General features: G+C 67.1%; 14 protein-coding genes. 7 read left to right on the top strand and 7 right to left on the bottom strand.

Features of this window, described 5'->3' with window-relative positions:
* Position 1: 1 nt before the first annotated feature.
* Together IBJ82_RS29855 and IBJ82_RS29850 are read right to left on the bottom strand one after the other, a co-directional pair.
* Complete coding sequence (locus IBJ82_RS29855) at positions 2-1924, bottom strand: fumarate reductase/succinate dehydrogenase flavoprotein subunit (protein ID WP_194829330.1); 1923 nt, start codon at positions 1922-1924, stop codon at positions 2-4.
* A gap of 30 nt (positions 1925-1954) precedes the next feature.
* Positions 1955-2794 (bottom strand): hypothetical protein, encoded by an 840-nt coding sequence (locus tag IBJ82_RS29850; RefSeq protein WP_370585543.1) that lies wholly within the window; start codon positions 2792-2794, stop codon positions 1955-1957.
* Between the two features lie 248 nt (positions 2795-3042).
* Between IBJ82_RS29850 and IBJ82_RS29845 the strand changes: the two genes are divergently transcribed.
* Complete coding sequence (locus tag IBJ82_RS29845) at positions 3043-4221, top strand: acetyl-CoA acetyltransferase (protein ID WP_194829328.1); 1179 nt, start codon at positions 3043-3045, stop codon at positions 4219-4221.
* Positions 4222-4297: 76 nt separating this feature from the next.
* Here the strand turns inward: IBJ82_RS29845 and IBJ82_RS29840 are convergent, their stop codons facing one another.
* The 3 genes from IBJ82_RS29840 to IBJ82_RS29830 all read right to left on the bottom strand — a co-directional run bounded on the left by IBJ82_RS29840 (position 4298) and on the right by IBJ82_RS29830 (position 7175).
* Positions 4298-4588: a hypothetical protein gene (locus tag IBJ82_RS29840; protein ID WP_194829327.1), complete on the bottom strand. Its 291-nt coding sequence runs from the start codon at positions 4586-4588 to the stop codon at positions 4298-4300.
* 191 nt (positions 4589-4779) lie between these two features.
* On the bottom strand, positions 4780-5730 hold the full coding sequence (locus IBJ82_RS29835) for an alpha/beta fold hydrolase (protein WP_194829326.1): 951 nt from the start codon (positions 5728-5730) through the stop codon (positions 4780-4782).
* A gap of 263 nt (positions 5731-5993) precedes the next feature.
* Positions 5994-7175 carry an ATP-binding protein gene (locus IBJ82_RS29830; RefSeq protein ID WP_194829325.1) on the bottom strand — a complete coding sequence of 394 codons (1182 nt, stop codon included), beginning with the start codon at positions 7173-7175 and terminating at the stop codon, positions 5994-5996.
* Between the two features lie 109 nt (positions 7176-7284).
* On the opposite strand from IBJ82_RS29830, the gene IBJ82_RS29825 reads away from it, so the two are divergent.
* From IBJ82_RS29825 to IBJ82_RS29810, 4 genes are all read left to right on the top strand, one after another.
* Positions 7285-7536 carry a hypothetical protein gene (locus IBJ82_RS29825; RefSeq protein WP_194829324.1) on the top strand — a complete coding sequence of 84 codons (252 nt, stop codon included), beginning with the start codon at positions 7285-7287 and terminating at the stop codon, positions 7534-7536.
* A gap of 330 nt (positions 7537-7866) precedes the next feature.
* Complete coding sequence (locus IBJ82_RS29820; RefSeq protein WP_194829374.1) at positions 7867-8433, top strand: C40 family peptidase; 567 nt, start codon at positions 7867-7869, stop codon at positions 8431-8433.
* Positions 8434-8436: 3 nt separating this feature from the next.
* The gene (locus IBJ82_RS29815) at positions 8437-8823 is read left to right on the top strand and encodes an RNA-binding S4 domain-containing protein (RefSeq protein WP_194829323.1); all 387 of its coding nucleotides are present in this window, start codon (positions 8437-8439) and stop codon (positions 8821-8823) included.
* A gap of 90 nt (positions 8824-8913) precedes the next feature.
* Positions 8914-9855 (top strand): MBL fold metallo-hydrolase, encoded by a 942-nt coding sequence (locus IBJ82_RS29810; RefSeq protein ID WP_194829322.1) that lies wholly within the window; start codon positions 8914-8916, stop codon positions 9853-9855.
* 40 nt (positions 9856-9895) lie between these two features.
* On the opposite strand, the gene IBJ82_RS29805 is transcribed toward IBJ82_RS29810, so the two are convergent.
* Entirely contained in the window at positions 9896-10822 is a 927-nt protein-coding gene (locus IBJ82_RS29805) for an NAD(P)-dependent oxidoreductase (protein WP_194829321.1), read from the bottom strand.
* Positions 10823-10985: 163 nt separating this feature from the next.
* Here IBJ82_RS29805 and IBJ82_RS29800 point away from each other — a divergent pair, with 163 nt between their 5' ends.
* Positions 10986-13358 carry a lysylphosphatidylglycerol synthase transmembrane domain-containing protein gene (locus IBJ82_RS29800; protein ID WP_194829320.1) on the top strand — a complete coding sequence of 791 codons (2373 nt, stop codon included), beginning with the start codon at positions 10986-10988 and terminating at the stop codon, positions 13356-13358.
* Here the strand turns inward: IBJ82_RS29800 and IBJ82_RS29795 are convergent.
* Entirely contained in the window at positions 13355-14179 is an 825-nt protein-coding gene (locus IBJ82_RS29795; RefSeq protein ID WP_194829319.1) for a hypothetical protein, read from the bottom strand. The genes IBJ82_RS29800 and IBJ82_RS29795 overlap by 4 nt on opposite strands.
* 259 nt (positions 14180-14438) lie before the next feature.
* On the opposite strand from IBJ82_RS29795, the gene IBJ82_RS29790 reads away from it, so the two are divergent.
* Complete coding sequence (locus IBJ82_RS29790) at positions 14439-15212, top strand: GntR family transcriptional regulator (RefSeq protein ID WP_194829318.1); 774 nt, start codon at positions 14439-14441, stop codon at positions 15210-15212.
* Positions 15213-15384: the final 172 nt, after the last annotated feature.

Below are 15384 nucleotides of genomic sequence, written 5' to 3'. Positions count from 1 at the left end.
GTTACGCCTTTCCCTCGGCTGTCGGGTGCTCAGCCAATTCTTGCTCGGTGTAGTACTTCTCGAGCTCGCTCAGTTCGAACAGGGCGAGTAGGTCTTCGCGCATCGGCGTCTGATCGGCCCGGGTGACGGTGACGTCGGGGATCTGGGCTTCGGACGACGGATCGACCGCGCAGACCAGCAACGTGTTGCGCCAGTCCGGGTTCATGCCGGGGTGATCGTCGCGGGTGTGGCCGCCACGACTCTCGGTACGCAACAGCGCCGCCTGCGCGACACATTCGCTGACGATCAGCATGTTGGCCAGGTCGAGGGCCAGATGCCAGCCGGGGTTGAACGGCCGCTTGCCCTGCACCGCCACGTTGGCGTAGCGGGCGCGCAACTCGGTGAGCTTGTCGATCGCCGCGCGCACCTCGTGTTCCTTGCGGATGATGCCGACCAGGTCGTTCATCGTCTGCTGGAGTTCGGAGTGCAGGGTGTACGGGTTCTCGCCGGAGCCGTCCGCGCGCGAATCGAAGGGCGCCAGCGCGGTGTTCGCGGCCGCTTCGATATCGGCTTCGGCGGGCGTCGGCTTGTCGGTGAGCTGCTGCACGTAGGCCGACGCGCCGAGCCCTGCCCTGCGACCGAATACCAGCAGGTCCGACAGCGAGTTGCCGCCGAGCCGGTTCGAGCCGTGCATGCCACCGGAACACTCACCGGCGGCGAACAATCCGGGGACGAGCGCCGCACCGGAATCGGGGTTCACCTCGATCCCGCCCATCACGTAGTGGCAGGTGGGGCCGACTTCCATCGGCTCGGCCGTGATGTCGACATCGGCCAGTTCCTTGAACTGATGATGCATCGACGGCAGCCTGCGCACGATCTCGTCGGCGGGCATGCGGGAGGCGATGTCGAGGTAGACGCCGCCGTGTTCGGTCCCGCGGCCCGCCTTCACCTCCTCATTGATCGCCCTGGCGACCTCGTCGCGGGGGAGTAGGTCGGGAGTGCGGCGCGCGGAATCGTTGTCGCGCAACCACTGATCGGCTTCTTCCTCGGTTTCGGCGTACTGACCCTTGAAGACCGGCGGGATGTAGTCGAACATGAACCGCTTGCCCTCGGAGTTCTTCAGCACGCCGCCGTCGCCGCGCACACCCTCGGTGACGAGGATGCCCTTCACGCTCGGCGGCCAGACCATGCCGGTGGGATGGAACTGGAGGAACTCCATATTGATCAGCGTCGCGCCCGAGCGCAGCGCCAGCGCGTGGCCGTCGCCGGTGTACTCCCACGAGTTCGATGTCACCGTGTAGGACTTGCCGATTCCGCCGGTGGCCAGCACGACCGCGGGCGCCGAGAACAGCACGAAGCCGCCCGATTCACGCCAGTAGCCGAACGCGCCTGCGATCGCCCCGGCGTCGGTGAGCAATTCGGTGATCGTGCATTCGGCGAAGACCTTGATCCTGGCCTCGTAGTCGCCGGTCGCCGCGTAGTCCTCCTGCTGCAGCGAGACGATCTTCTGCTGCATCGTGCGGATCAGTTCGAGGCCGGTCCGGTCGCCGACATGGGCGAGGCGGGGGTAGGTGTGGCCGCCGAAGTTGCGCTGGCTGATCCGCCCGTCGGCCGTGCGATCGAACAGCGCCCCATAGGTTTCCAGCTCCCACACCCGGTCGGGCGCCTCCTGCGCGTGCAGTTCGGCCATGCGCCAGTTGTTGAGGAACTTGCCGCCGCGCATGGTGTCTTTGAAGTGCGTCTGCCAGTTGTCCTTCTCGTTGGCATTGCCCATCGACGCCGCGCAACCACCCTCGGCCATCACGGTATGCGCCTTGCCGAACAAGGACTTACACACCACCGCCACCGAAAGACCTTGTTCGCGTGCCTCGATCACGGCTCGCAGACCCGCGCCGCCCGCCCCGATCACCACGACGTCGTAGTCGTGCCGTTCCACGTCTGGCATTGAAATACAAGCTCCTCGCGTTGTCGCGGCTCAGTTGACGAACCGCAGGTCCGAAATGGTCTGGCTCGCAACCAACATCACGTAGAAGTCGGCGAGCACGAGGGTGCCGAGGGTGGTCCAGGCCAGCGCCATGTGGCGGGTGTTGAGCTTGGAGATCTGGGTCCAGTACCAGTACCGCACCGGATGGGCGGAGAAGTTCTTGAGCCGCCCGCCCACGATGTGCCTGCACGAATGACACGACAGGGTGTAGGCCCACAGCAGGATCACGTTGACCAGCAGGACGATATTGCCGAGGCCGAAACCGAAACCACCACTGCTGCCGTGGAACGCGGTGATCGCGTCGTAGGTATTGATCAGCGAGACCACCAGCGCCACGTAGAAGAAGTAGCGGTGCGCGTTCTGGATGATCAACGGCAGCCGCGACTCACCGGAGTAGCGCGCGTGCGGCTCGGCCACCGCGCAGGCGGGCGGCGAGAACCACACCGAGCGGTAGTAGGCCTTGCGGTAGTAGTAGCAGGTCAGCCGGAAGCCGAGCAGGAACGGCAGCACCACGAAACCCAGCGGGATCCACATCGGCAGCTCGGGGAACGGGGTACCGAAATGCGCCGATCCCGGTGCGCACGAGTCGCTCAGACACGGCGAGTAGAACGGCGTCAGATAGTGGAACTCGGGCACCCAATAGGCTGTCCGCACAAAGGATCTGATCGTCGCGTAGGTGACGAACGCGGCGAGTCCGAGCGCGGTGAACAGCGGCGGTAGCCACCAGCGGTCGGTGCGGAGGGTGCGCGCGGAAATGCGGGCACGCGTTCTGCTGAAGACGCCGGTGCCCGCGGAGTGTGAAGCGGGGGAAGCGGTCGGTGCGGCACTCACGGTGGATGCCTCGCTGATCTTCGGGTCTGCGGCAGTGATCATTACCCACCGCGATGGATTGTGATGTGGAGCACCATACGCCTGTGTTCGTCCCGCTCGCGGTGGGTCTCACGCACTCGGTCACCACACATGGCGGTGATCTCGATCACAGGCGTGACGGTCGTGACGACCCGTCATGCCCGTGCAACAAACCTGTGGTGCCCTGTGACAGGTATTCCCCCGTGCCGGGGAGAGGAGCGTGACGCGCAATGAGAAGAGCCGCGATCGTGGCGCCCGTCCGCACGCCCAGTGGCGTGGGGGGCGGTGCGTTGTCGGGTATGCCCGCCGAGTGGCTGGCGACCACGGTGTTGTCCGCTGTGATCGAACGCTCGGGAATCGACCCGCTACGCATCGATGATGTGGCTATGGCCTGTATCGATGGTGGCCTCTCCGATGTACCCGCGGTCGGTTCGCTCGCCGCTCGCGGTGCCGGATTACCTTTCGCAGTACCCGGTTTCGTCACCGACAAACACGGCGGTAGCGGTCTGCAGGCGGTGATCACCGCGGCGATGATGGTCCAGACCGGCGCCGCGGATGTGGTGGTCGCGGGCGGGGTGGAATGCGCGACGACCCATCCGGGGCTACCCGGTGGGACCGCGGGACTGCACAACGCCGAGCGGTTGGCGCACTACTACGGGATCGACCGCAATGCCGCCGATGAGTTCGCGGTGGCCAGTCATCGCAAGGCGGCCCGTGCCTGGCGGCAGGGTGCGTTCGCGGCCGAGGTCGTCGGTGTGGCCGCCGGGTTCGGCGATCACCAGATCACCCGCGACGAAGGCGTGCGCGACGACCTGTCGACCCACACGCTGGCAGGTTTACGGCCACTGCTCGCCGATGGCGTGGTGACGGTCGGGAACATGAGCTCGCATCGGCTCGGGGCATCCGCGTGCCTGGTCGTGGCCGAGGATCGACTCGGTGAGCTGGGGCTGACGCCGATGGCGTTTCTCGCGGGCTGGGCTGCGGCAGGCTGTGACGACATGGGGCCCGGGCTGGGTGCTGCCCCCGCGGTGTCGAAGCTGCTCGGACGTACCGGGTGCACGCTGGGCGAGATCGATCTGCTCGAAATCAACGAGGGCTACGCGGTGGAGGTGCTCGCACTGGCCACCGAATGGGAACTCGACCCACTCGACCGGCTCAATGTGAACGGCTCCGACATCGCGCTCGGACACCCGGTCGGGGCCACGGGCCTGCGAATCATGACCACGATGCTGCACGAACTCGGTCGCACCGGCGGTCGCTACGGACTGGAGGCCATCGCGCTCGGCCACGACCACGGGATCGCGGCCCTGTTCGAATCGGCCGAGGTCGACGAACCGACCGAAGCCCCACGAGGCGCCCGCTTCCACGGCTCCCGAACACGCAAACTGGGCCGACACCGAGCCGGGTGATTCCGCTCCAGCGCTCCAGAAATACTGGTCGGCGCGACGACCCTGTTGGCAGGGCCGTCGCGCCGGTGATCAGGATTTACTTTGTTCGGGGGCGGGAGTGGAAGCCGAGGCCTTCGTCCTGGGCGCCCATCCATGCTGCTTCGTCGGACTTGCTGTCGGGGACGTAGATCGGCTCCGACCTGCGTGGGACGGCGAGTTCCGGCGGTGGTGCCTGCTCGAAATCCTCGGCGTCGATGACGAGCCGCTCGAGGTCGTTCTCCAGGCGACGGATGGTGGCCGCGTCGCCGTAGTTGGAGCGCAGTGCGCCGATCGATTGCCGGAGTTGGCCGACCGCGTAGCGCAGTTCTGCGAGATCGCTGCGTGTCATCGTTACCTCCTGTGTATATGGCGGGCATACCGACTCGCCGGATCACGGGTACGCCCGAAAAGTCTCGGGCCACACTGCACCGAGCCGTGTGACTCACCACACAACGTGATCTCCACCACAATAACGGATCTTTTCGGTTTACGCCCGATGTTGTGGGAGAACACAGGATTGCCGTCCAGTAACTGTTGCGCTCACCCAGCGACGGCGTAGCGAGTGTGCACGCCGATCCTCGCCCGGTCGACCAGCGTGGTGATCGAGTGGGCGACGTCCTCGGCGCGTTCGAGGATCACGCTGTGACCGGCGCCTTCGATCCGCACCAGCTCGGCGCCCGCCAGCTGCGAGGCCAGCACCACCGAGTGGGTGAACGGCATCATGAGATCGGCCGAGCCCGCCAGGACGAGAGCGGGCAGATCGCCGAAGCGGGCGAGGGTGTTCGCCTCGTCGAAGTCGAGCAGCGAGCTCAGGAAGCCGGACATGGTCAGCAGCGCGGTCTCGTTGAGTATCGCGGTGGCGATGGCCGTGACGCGCGGATTCACGCGCCGGGTGCCCGTGCTCGCCTCGCGAATCAGCGGTCCGAAGATCCAGCGGGAGAAGCGCTTCGACGCCTGCATCATCCTGGGTGCGGCCACGACCGCGCGCTGCAGCGACGCCACGGCGTGCCGGTTGAGGAGTCTGCCCATGCCGACCTCGGCGATGCCCCCCGCGGCGCCTGCGATCAAGCCGATCCCCGCGACCCGGTGACCGATGGCCGCCGGGTAGAGGCGGGCGTAGGCAAGCACCACCATCGCGCCCATCGAATGTCCGACGAGTACGACGGGCCCGGTCGGTACGACCGCGCGCAGCACCGCGTCGAGATCGGTGGCGAGCTGGTCGATCGTGTAGGTGGCGTGGTGGGCGTGCCCGGATTCGCCGTGGCCGCGGTGGTCGTAGAAGACCATGCGGGCGTCGGCGGCCCCATCCCGCAGCAGATGTTCGCGCAGGAACGACCAGGATTCGGTGTGCAGGCAGTGGCCGTGGACGAAAACGACGGTCAGGGCCGCGTCGTCGGCGCCGAAGCTGCGGACGGCGATGGGTACGCCGTCATCGGCGACGACAGTGCAGCGGCGACCGCCGGTGCCGGTAATAGGGAAGGTCTTCGACATCGCGGCCTCCTCCGTCTGCGGCGGGACGCGCGTAGAAATGCGTTCCTGCCTGGTGTTTCGGAGAAGGTTTCCAGCGCGTTAACCGGTCAACCCTCGCGTTACTCACTCGATGCGCAAACGACTCCGGGCGGGCTCGCATCGTTACTCAGGGCAATCTTCGCAAATCTAGCGCTTTCGCTAGAAATTTGTAGACGCCTGTCGAAGGATGGCTCCGCAGGGAATTCTTCGTATATCTAGATGATTTACTAGAAAAGCGAAGATGCTCATACGCTCCGGAGATAGCGGCCGAAGTGGGGGACGGTGAAGCCGATCGTCCCGCGTTCTGCCGAGTAGATGAGGCCCTTCTTGATCAGGCCGTCACGCGCGGGGGACACCGAGGCGGGCTTGCGGCCTAGTTCGGCGGCCACCGCCGACGTGGCGACCGGGGCGTCGTCGCCAGCCAGGTCGGCCATGGCGCGCATGTACTCGCGTTCGGCCGGAGTCGCGCGTTCGTAGCGGGAGCCGAAGAAGCCGACCGCCAGTTCCTCTTCGGCCGCGGGGGAGGCCACCGCGACGTCTTCGGCGGTGATCGGGCTCTCGGGTGCCTGGTCCCAGGCGGCCTTGCCGTAGGCCTGGACGAAATACGGGTAGCCATCGGCTCTTTGGTAGAGCGAATCGAGCGCGGTTTCGGTGAACTTCACCTCCTCGCGTTCGGCAGGCGCGATGAGGGCGAGGTCGGCCGACTGGCGGTCGAGGCGGTCGATGCGGTGGTAGCTGAACAGTCGCTCCGAATAGCTTTTCGAGGCCGAGAGCACCGCGGGGAGATGGGGAAGGCCCGCGCCGACGACGATCAACGGAGCGCCGTCCTGGCTCAGCTCGTGGCAGGCGCCGCAGATCGCGGACACGTCGGCGGGGCCGAGGTCTTGCATCTCGTCGATGAAAATGCCGATGCCGACCCCGATATCGGCGGCGAGGGCGGCCGCCTCCTTGAACAGTTCGATCAGATCGATCTCGATATCGCCCGAGTCGGCGCGGCCGGTCACGGCGGGCACGTCGATACCGGGCTGCCACCGTTCGCGCATGCCCTTGTCCGCGGTGGCGCGCAACGCGAAGGCCTTGAGGATGCCGAGGAAATCGTCGACGTGCTCGGGATTGCGGTGCGACATCGCGATCGCGCGCACCGCCATGTGCAAGGCCGACGACAGTGGCCTGCGCAGATCCTGGTCGGGCCGTGCCTCGATCTTGCCGGTGCCCCAGCCGCGCGAGATGGCGGCGGAGCGAAGTTGATTGAGCAGCACGGTCTTCCCGACGCCGCGCAGTCCGGTGAGCATCACGCTGCGTTCCGGTCGGCCGCGGGCGATGCGCTCGAGCACGATGTCGAACGCCGCGAGTTGTTTGTCGCGCCCGGCCAATTCGGGTGGACGCTGGCCGGCGCCGGGTGCATACGGATTGCGCACGGGGTCCATGCCGGATAACCGTAGCGCGTGCGCACAGGAGAATCTCGGTAACTCTCGGCTGTGTCCTAGATACTGCTAGCGAAACCGAGAATTGCTGTCGAGACCGGAATGGAGCCCGATGTTCGAGCAACCTCAGACCACCGCGGAGATCGTCGCCAGCTGGCCGCTGCCGCAGGGCGCGCACCTGGCCGACACGATCAGGCGCGACCTGCTGGCAACGCTCGACGGGGGCTTCGACGACCTGGACCCGCAGCTGGTCGCCGCCCTGGCGATCGGGCCGTTGCTGATCATGCTGGGCAGGCTCGAGATCGACCTGGCCGACGCCAGAACGCGCATCGACGAACTCGAGCGCGCGCTACGCGATCGGTAACGCGCCGCGCGGCGGTGACGATGAAATCGTTACTCGCGCCGACACGCCGGTGCCGTAGCCCTTGTTCTGGGCTTTTCCGGTCGGAAGAAAACAACTTGCGTGCTTCGCTGGACAGCGCTCATCACAGGCCGTAATCTTCTCGTGACTTAGTGGAGTCTGTCGGTTCGTCAGAGGAGCGGCGCCACTGGGTCACCGCCGAATAGTCATGATCGCCAAGCGATTCGTGACGAAGCGGCGGGAGAGTAGCAAGATCGGAGACTCGTCTCGGTGGGTAAACACAGCTTGCAGCGGGATTCTCGACTGCCGAATTCCGTCAAGGGCGCCCTCGTCATGGGCGCGGTGGCCGCTACAACCGGTGCGATGCCCGCGATTTCGCAGGCTGCCACGATCAATATCCCCGGTCTGGGTAACTTCGATCTGCCGCCAGAGCTCGAGCAGCCGGCGCAGCAGGTCGAGAAGCAGCTGCAGGCCATGGTCGCCCCTCAGGGCCAGGCCGCACCGCAGCTTCCGAGCGTGAACTTCGAGAACCCGTTCGCCCAGCAGCAGCAGCAGACCGCGGGCAACGTCGCCCTCGACGCCGCTCGCGGCAAGCTGGGCGCCCAGTACAACTGGGGTGCCGCGGGCCCGCAGAGCTTCGACTGCTCCGGCCTCGTGCAGTGGGCATACCGCCAGGCCGGTGTCGAACTGCCGCGCACCAGCTTCGAGCAGTCGCACGTCGGCGCTCCCGTCTCGTTCGACAACCTGCAGGCCGGTGACATCGTCATCACCAACGGTGGCGGCCACGTCGGTATCTACGCGGGCAACGGTCAGCTCCTCAACGCCGTGCAGTCGGGCACCCCGGTGTCCTACACCCACCTCAGCGCCGACGACGTCGTCACGGCTCGCCGTATCGTCTAAGGGGTGACCCCCCAGCACTCCGATACCCAGGCCCGCGTCGACGCGTGGACCTGGGCAGTGCGCCTGTTCAAAACACGCTCGGCCGCGGCAGAAGCTTGCCGCGCCGGGCATGTGCGCGTTAATGGGGTAACGGCGAAACCGGCGCTGACCGTCCGCCTTGGTGACGAGATCAGGGTCCGTCATGCCGGCCTCGAGCGCGTCGTCGTCGTCGAGCGGATCATCCACAAGCGCGTCGGTCCGCCCGTCGCCGCCCAGTGCCTGATCGATCGCAGCCCGCCGCCGCCTCCGAAGGAAGTCCTCGCCACCCTGCCGCAGCGCGAGCGTGGTGCGGGTCGGCCCACGAAACGTGAACGGCGCGAAACAGATCGGTTGATGGGCCGCATCGACTAGACGCCGAATGTTATCGGGCGTTGGCCGCTGACACAGTGGCTCGACCTGGCCCGGTGGTCGGGGTGTGGGCGATCGCCTACGGTGGCACATATGGGTGAGCGCACGACGATGTTATCGACTGTTCTCGCTTGCTGTGTCGCGGTCGTCGCCACGGGTCCACGGCTGCTCTGGCCACGCGGCGCCGATACCGCATTTCTCGACGGGCTGGAGTGCGTTCCCCTCCCTCCCGCGCACAACACCGTAAGTCTGACCGCGCTCGTGCAGGCGGAACTGTCCGCGCCGACGACGATCGTGGCCGAGGGCGTGCGGACCCTGCGATCCACGCAGCTGACCATGTCGACGTTCCTGATCCGCCACCCGGAAGCCACCTTTCTGGTCGACCCGGCGATCTGCGCGGGCGTGCATCAGCGAGTGCTGCCCGAGCTGCCCTTCCCGGTGCCGCTGCTGGTCGGCCCCGACAGTCCGGTGCACGGGCTGAGCGAGGTACTGGCTGCCCACGACCTCACCGGCAACGACATCGACTTCGTGCTGCCGACACATCTGCACTGGGACCACGTCGCCGGGCTGTACGAACTGCCCGGCCTGGTCCCGATCCGCGTGCCCGATATCGAGTACCGGTGGGCCATGGCCGGTTCGCAGGTGCCGCTCGGCGTCGCCCGAGGGCCGCTGCGCGGTCGCGCCTTCGACCTCTACGAACTCGACGGCCCGCCGGTTCTCACCTTCGCCCGCAGTCACGACCTGTTCGGTGACGGCTCCGTCCTGATCGTCGACCTGGCAGGCCACACCCCCGGTAGTGTCGGCATCTTGCTCGCCGTGGACGACGGCTCCCGCGTCCTGCTCGCGGGCGACGCGGTCTGGAGCACGCTGCAGATCGACCTCATCCGGGAAAAGGCTCCGCTCCTCGGCGAACTACTCGACGCGCACCGCGACCGGGCCTTCGAAACCATTCACCGACTGCACGCCCTCCCGGCCGACATCGAGGTGATCCCCGGTCACGACCGCGCCGCTGTCATGGCAAGAGCGCCGCACTGACCTGCGGATCGCATCCGGAAGTCGGCGGCGGATCGACCCGTTAGGCGGCGAGACCGGCGGAAACGCTGGAATACCGAGGACTCCAACCCAACTCGTCGTTGGCCAGCCGACTCGAGATCCGCATCGAGGTATCCGACATGAGCGCGCCGATATAGGGCACGGCCAGTCGGATCATCCACGCGGGCAAGCGGATCGGGCGTGGTGTCCGGTGGCTGCGGGCGACCTCCGCGAAGAACTCCTGCCAGGTGATCGGGTGGTCGTCGGCGATGTTGTAGGCGCGGCCGGGTGCACCGCATTCGAGTGCGGCGACGGTCGCGGCGGCCGCGTCATCGACATGGACCCAGGTGTTGACTCCGCCGGAGCCCATCGGCCCGACTGGCGCGTGCTTGCGCATCATGTCCGCGAACAGATCACTGAACGCTCCCGGACCGTAGAAGAGCCCGTACCGCAACGCGATTGCGTCGACACCGGGCGCGTCGAAGACCTGGCTCTCGCCGGAAACGCACGCGCGGACCACCTCGTCGGCCACCCCACCGTCGTACACCCCGAACCGGTCGCGCTCGGTGATGAGCCGGTCGCCGTGATCGCGGTACCCGTAGCCGAGGATCAGCGACTGGGTGACGAACCGCCCGGCACCCACCACCGACGCGGCCTCGAGCAGATTAGCCGTGCCGACCGTCCGCAGCAGCCCGGTCGGATCATCGGCCGGAATCCGGCGCTGCACCTTCGCATCGCGCAAGGCAGTGGCCTGATGGATCACTGCGTCGGCGCGCAGACCGTCGACAGCGCGCAGGAGTGCCTCGCGGTCGAGCACATCGGCGGTGACCGGGGTGGCGCCGAGTTCGCGCACGAGCGGGTTCGCGTTCGGATTGCGGACGAGCGCGGAGACCGTGTGCCCGTTCGCGGTCAACGCGCGGATCAGGGGGCGGCCGATGGCGCCGGTGGCACCTGCGAGCAGAACCTGCATGATCGTTCCTTCCGGCTGAGTGGGTGTTTTCCTACTTCCTGGACGGGGTATCGCCAGTGTTTGTGACGGCCTGTGATCGGCTTCACGGCACGCGGGGACGACCGTGCTGGTTGGGTTGATGTCACGGCGGGTCCGCGGCGTGTCGGTGTGTATCGTGCGGCTCATGCGAGTCGACGGTCGGGAGATCCCGGTCACGGGGAAACTCCTGCAACCGCTGATCCGGCGTACCAGTGACATCGTCCGGGTGGTGCTGGCGGTGATGGGTGTAGCCGTGGTGATCGCGGGCTCGCTGATCACCCGGCCGGAGTGGCTGGCGCTGGAACGCTCGGTCGCCAAGATCGTGGACTTCCTCAGCCAGGACCAGGCGACCATGGTCTACCTGATCTACGGAATGCTCATCCTGGCACTGCCGTTCGCCATCTTCATCGAACTCGTGTTGCGCAGGCAGTGGAAGCTGCTGGCCGGGTACGGGGCGGCGGGCATGCTCGCGGTGCTCGCCCTGTCGATCACCGGTGCAGGCATCTCCACGCCGAAATGGCACATGCCGGTCCCGGACCGCTTCGACACCTTTCTTTCCCAGTTCCTCGACGATCCACGCTGGATCGCGATGCTCGCGGCCATGCTCACCGTGTCGAGCCCGTGGCTGCCGGTGCGGCCGCGGCGCTGGATGTGGTTTCTGCTGTTGATGTTCGCGCCGATCCACCTGGTGGTGAGCTCGGTGGTGCCCGCGCGGGCGATGCTCGGCTTGGCGGTCGGCTGGCTGGTCGGCGCGGTGATCGTCTGGCTGGTCGGCACGCCCGCGCTCGAGGTGCCCCTCGACGCCGCGGTCCGGGTGCTCGCCGGGCGGGGCCATACCGTGAAAGCCTTCCGGGTCGACCGGCCGGCCGGGCGCGGACCGTTGCTGCTCGCCACCGAGGTCGACGGGCCCGAGGACGAGATCGTCGTCGAGCTGTACGGCAAGAACCAGCGCAGCTTCGGCGCGATCCGGCAGGTGTGGCGCTGGATCACCTTCCGTTCCAGCGAGACCGCACCGCTACACGGATCGATGCACCGAGCGGTGGAACATCGGGCGCTGCTCGGCATCGCGATCGGTGACCTCGGGATGGCCGACAGTCATCAGGTCGTGGTGGCGGGTCTGAGTCGCGGCTGGATGCTGTACGCGCACACCATGCCTCGCGGGACGCCGATCGCGACCTTGTCGGCGCAGGTGCTGCCCGGGGTCTGGCGTTCGCTGCTTCGCCTGCACGACAACCAGATCAGCCTCGGCGATCTGCAACCCGACTTCGTGCGAGTCAGCAAGGGAGACACCCTGTTCGGCGGTTTCGCCGCCGCCGAATTCGGTTCGGCCGAGTCGCAACGTCAGACCGACATCGCCCAGTTGTTGGTGACCACCACCTCGCTCTACGGCAAGCACGAGGCGGTGTCGGCGGCGATCGAGGCACTCGGCGAGGACAAGGTCGCCTACGCGGCCCGGCGCCTGACGAAGTCGGCCATGTCGATCGGCATCCGGAAGTCGTTGCCGCAGTGGACCAAAGTGATGTCCACCGCCCGCGAGGAGGTGCGCAGGCAAACCGGTCACGACCGCATCAAGTCCGACCAGATCACCCGCTTCTCACGCAACCAGCTCATCCAGCTCGTCCTGCTGGTCGCGCTGGTTTATGTGGCGTATCCGTTCTTCAGCCAGGTGCCGACGTTCTTCAGTCAGCTGCGCACGCTCAACTGGTGGTGGGCGCTCGCGGGTCTCGCCGTGTCGGGGTTGACCTACGTCGGCGCCGCCGCCGCGCTCGGTGCCTGCGCGGACGGCCTGATCAAGATGCGCTATCTGCTCGTCGAGCAGCTGGCCAACACCTTCGTGGCGACGACCACCCCGGCCGGTGTCGGCGGGTTGGCGCTGAGCGTGCGGTTCCTGCAGAAGGCGGGCATGTCGACGCTGCGGGCGACGGCCGCGGTGGCGATGCAACAGTCGATGCAGGTGCTCACCCACCTGGTGCTGCTCGTGGTGTTCAGTGTGGTGGCCGGAACATCGAGCAACCTGGCCCACATCGTGCCCGACGCGACGGTGCTGTATCTGGCCGCAGGCGTGGGTGTGGGGCTGATCGGCGCGTTCATGTTCGTGCCGACGCTGCGTCGCTGGGTGAATCATTCGGTGCGCCCACAGGTCAAGGAAGTGTTCGGCGAACTCGTCGACCTCGCGAAGGACCCGAAGCGATTCGTGGTCATCGTCGGCGGCTGCGGCGCGATCACCCTCGGGCAGGCGCTGGCGCTGTGGACGAGCGTCGAAGCCTTCGGTGGTGGCACGGATTTCGTGGCCGTCACCATCGTCACCATGATCGGCGGCACGCTGGCCTCGGCCGCGCCGACACCCGGTGGCGTCGGCGCGGTCGAGGCCGCGCTGATCGGTGGTCTCGCGGCCTTCGGCGTCCCAGCCGAGATCGCGGTCCCCGCCGTGCTGCTCTACCGCGTCCTGACCTGCTGGATTCCGGTAGGTCTGGGCTGGCCGGTCATGCGCTGGCTCGATAAGAAGGACATGATCTAGTTCGCGCGCAACGCGATCACGAGGCCGTCCTTCGAACACACCTGCGGGACCTGGGTATCGGGCTGGGAATTGCACTGCCAGCCTTCGACGACGACCGAATCCGACGGGGCGATCGTGGTGACGTAGCTGGTGGCCACGTTGATCGCCTCGGTGCAACCGGGACGGCCGTCGGCGGTGCCGATCGCGATCACGGTGCGGGTGGCGCCGCCCGCGTCGGTGACCGGTCCGCAGTTCACGTCGTCGACAACGGGCGGCGGGACGGGCGGAACGCTACTGGTGGTCGTCACCGGGGGCATGGTCGGGTTGACAGTGCGGACCGGGCTCGGCGCGGGCGACGGCGGACTGGCCGGTGCCGCGTTGCCGCGCAGGCCGATGGTCAGGCCCTGGTTGACGCAGATGTGCGGCACCGAGGTGTCGGGCTGCGGTTCGCAAGTCCAGCCGTCGACGGCCGCGGCGTCGCCGGTGCGCGGTACATCGAGGTAGTCGGAGACGACATTGATCGCCTCGGTACAGCCGGCGCGACCCGCGTCGGAGGCGAACACGATGACCTCGGCGGTGGCACCGTTTCCGCCGGTGACCTGGCCGCAGTTCACGTCCTGGAGGGCGGGTTGCGGCGGATGCGTCGGACTCGGCGGTGGCAGCGGGGCGGCCGAACTACCGGTCAGTTTCGTCGCGGTGGTGGCCGCGGCGGACGTCGTCGGCGTCGCGGTGGTGCTCGACGCGTGCGCTGAGTGATCTTCGGTGTCCTTGCTGCAGCTGGACAGACCTGCGATCACGGCGAGAGCGGCAACCGCGCTCGCGGCGAGCCGAGTTGTTCTCACAATTCCTCCCAAGATGTTTAGCTGCCCTGTTGCCTGCGTATTCAATCACGGTGTCGCACAGTGCTGTCTGATCCAGCTGAGCGGCACGCCTCGAGGAAAGGCCGCTGATGGGAGCCGAGGCGAAAATCGGTAGCGGAGCAGTCGCCAGGAAGCTTGCCTTCGCGGCCCGAAGGGCCGCGACTCGAGCGCGCCAGCGCTCCAAGCATTCAGCGCCTAAACTGTCTGGGACGTAGCCGGATGATGACCGAAAGGTGTTTCGATGGGATCCCGGACGGTGGTCGCCGACGTTGCCGATGAGTTGGCGCGCCGGGTAGCCACCGGCGAGTACCGCCCCGGCCAGCTGATGCCGTCGGTGCGTCAGGTCGCCGACGAGTTCGGGATGAACCGCGCCACCGCCCAGCTCATCCTCGGCAGGCTCGAGTCCTACGGATTCGTCGAGGCCAGACGCGGCAAGGGATTCACCATCCGCGATGTGCGGGTGGAGGGCGGCATGGACGTCTACCGGCACCTGTTCCGGTTCTCGATCACCGCGCCCGCGGTCGCCGCCGAGATGTTCACCGACATCGTCGAGGTGGAGCGCGGGATCGTCGGCGAGGCGCTGCTCGCCTACACCGCGGGGGAGAAGGTGCTCGATCCGGCCGAGCTCGCCGCCGCCGTCGACGAGCTGGAGGCGATGGCGCGCCACACCGTGCCCGACCACGCGCGCATCATCGCCGCCGAGATCGCGTTGGTGCGCAAGCTGCTCGGCGTGCTCGAGATGAGCATGCAACGCGCGGTGCTGAATTCGATCGCCGATATGGTCGTGGAGGTGCCGGAGGCGATCGCCGCCTACTTCGCCGTCGCCCCCGATCTGCACGTGCTCGTCTGGCGGGCGCTGCTCGCGGTGTGGGACGCCGACTCCCCACCGAGCGAGGCGCAACTCGCGCTGTTCGGGGACCTGTTCGCGCTGTACCACGAGAAGGTGATCGCCCGCTTCGGCCAGCTCGTCGGCGAGACGCCGATCCACACGGTGCCACTGAGCTCGGCCGTCTGAACCGAACGGCTAGCTGTCTGAGTCGGGTTTCTTCGTAGTGCCCGCGATCGACACCACCGCCCCGCATCGCTGGTGAGATATGCCGAGTGCAGGGCAGGTGCGGTGCGTCGAAGGCTCTGGAGTGCGGAGATCGGGCGCGGCCGACAGCTATCGGCCGGGCACCGATCTTCGG

The sequence above is a fragment of the Nocardia sp. XZ_19_231 genome (genome assembly GCF_015355705.1).
Taxonomy (GTDB): Bacteria; Actinomycetota; Actinomycetes; order Mycobacteriales; family Mycobacteriaceae; genus Nocardia; species Nocardia salmonicida.
This window is presented reverse-complemented; position numbering and strand designations above follow the sequence as displayed.

Coding starts and splice junctions, on each gene's coding strand:
- IBJ82_RS29805 (WP_194829321.1), bottom strand. CDS start 10,822: ATGCAGGTTCTGCTCGCAGGTGCCACCGGCGCCATCGGCCGCCCCCTG.
- IBJ82_RS29790 (WP_194829318.1), top strand. CDS start 14,439: ATGGGATCCCGGACGGTGGTCGCCGACGTTGCCGATGAGTTGGCGCGC.
- IBJ82_RS29840 (WP_194829327.1), bottom strand. CDS start 4,588: ATGACACGCAGCGATCTCGCAGAACTGCGCTACGCGGTCGGCCAACTC.
- IBJ82_RS29825 (WP_194829324.1), top strand. CDS start 7,285: ATGTTCGAGCAACCTCAGACCACCGCGGAGATCGTCGCCAGCTGGCCG.
- IBJ82_RS29835 (WP_194829326.1), bottom strand. CDS start 5,730: ATGTCGAAGACCTTCCCTATTACCGGCACCGGCGGTCGCCGCTGCACT.
- IBJ82_RS29845 (WP_194829328.1), top strand. CDS start 3,043: ATGAGAAGAGCCGCGATCGTGGCGCCCGTCCGCACGCCCAGTGGCGTG.
- IBJ82_RS29810 (WP_194829322.1), top strand. CDS start 8,914: ATGGGTGAGCGCACGACGATGTTATCGACTGTTCTCGCTTGCTGTGTC.
- IBJ82_RS29800 (WP_194829320.1), top strand. CDS start 10,986: ATGCGAGTCGACGGTCGGGAGATCCCGGTCACGGGGAAACTCCTGCAA.
- IBJ82_RS29855 (WP_194829330.1), bottom strand. CDS start 1,924: ATGCCAGACGTGGAACGGCACGACTACGACGTCGTGGTGATCGGGGCG.
- IBJ82_RS29820 (WP_194829374.1), top strand. CDS start 7,867: ATGGGCGCGGTGGCCGCTACAACCGGTGCGATGCCCGCGATTTCGCAG.
- IBJ82_RS29830 (WP_194829325.1), bottom strand. CDS start 7,175: ATGGACCCCGTGCGCAATCCGTATGCACCCGGCGCCGGCCAGCGTCCA.